Source organism: Pseudomonas sp. RGM 3321 (assembly GCF_022836805.1).
Lineage (GTDB): Bacteria > Pseudomonadota > Gammaproteobacteria > Pseudomonadales > Pseudomonadaceae > Aquipseudomonas.
The window spans coordinates 1-895 of record NZ_JALHBH010000057.1 but is presented as its reverse complement, the minus strand read 5'-3'; the positions used below and the strand labels follow the sequence as shown (position 1 = coordinate 895).

The 895-nt window shown below is 54.5% G+C and carries 1 pseudogene; it reads left to right on the top strand.

The features are described from left to right. Window positions 1-72: 72 nt before the first annotated feature. Window positions 73-895: pseudogene (locus RGM3321_RS00230) on the top strand (transposase); the annotation flags it as partial.

The window sequence follows — 895 nt, the reverse complement described above, 5'->3', positions numbered from 1 at the left end:
CCCCCGGTGTCAGGGTAGTTGTCGTGTCCCCCGCTTTTTAAAAAGTATTCCGGGGGCGGCAAGAGTATGGTCATGCCTTTCTACTCAGAAGAACGTAAAGCTGCACTGCTGAAAATGATGCTGCCACCTTTGAGCCTATCGGCGTCGGAGGTCGCGCGCCGCGAAGGTTGCAGTGATATGTCTCTCCATAATTGGCGCAAGCAAGCTGCTGCCAAAGGAACGCAATTGTCCGACGCCAAGCAACCCGCCGAGAGTTGGTCAGCTGAATCCAAGATGGCAATCATCATGGAAACAGCCGCCCTGTCGGAATTGGAAATGGGTGAGTATTGCCGACGTAAAGGTATTTTTCCTCAGCAAATCACCGATTGGCGCAATGCGTTTATTGCCAGCAGCACGAAGCAGTCAACCGCTAAAAATGTGAACTCCGGGCACTCACGGGATGATAAAAATCGTATCCGTGAGCTTGAGCGCGAACTGCGCCGCAAGGATGCGGCATTGGCTGAGACAGCGGCATTGCTGGTGCTGCGAAAAAAGCTCAACGCCTACTGGGGCAGCGACGACGAGGGCATCTGACCTTGTTGCCAGAACGGCATTTACTCGTTGGTTGGCTCAATGAAGCCATCAATGCGGGCGCCCGCAGGGCGCCTGCTTGTTTGGAAGTTGGCATTTCGCTTCGCACGCTACAACGCTGGAGTTTGCCCGAAGAAATGCTTGCCGATGGACGTACCACGACAGCCAGGCCGACGCCCATAAACGCGCTCAGTGAGTTTGAACGTCAGGCTATCGTGGCGCTGTGCAACAGCAAATCATACGCGCATTTGCCTCCGAGCCAGATCGTGCCACAGCTGGCTGATGAGGGCCGTTACATAGCTTCTGAAGCAACTTTTTACCGTGT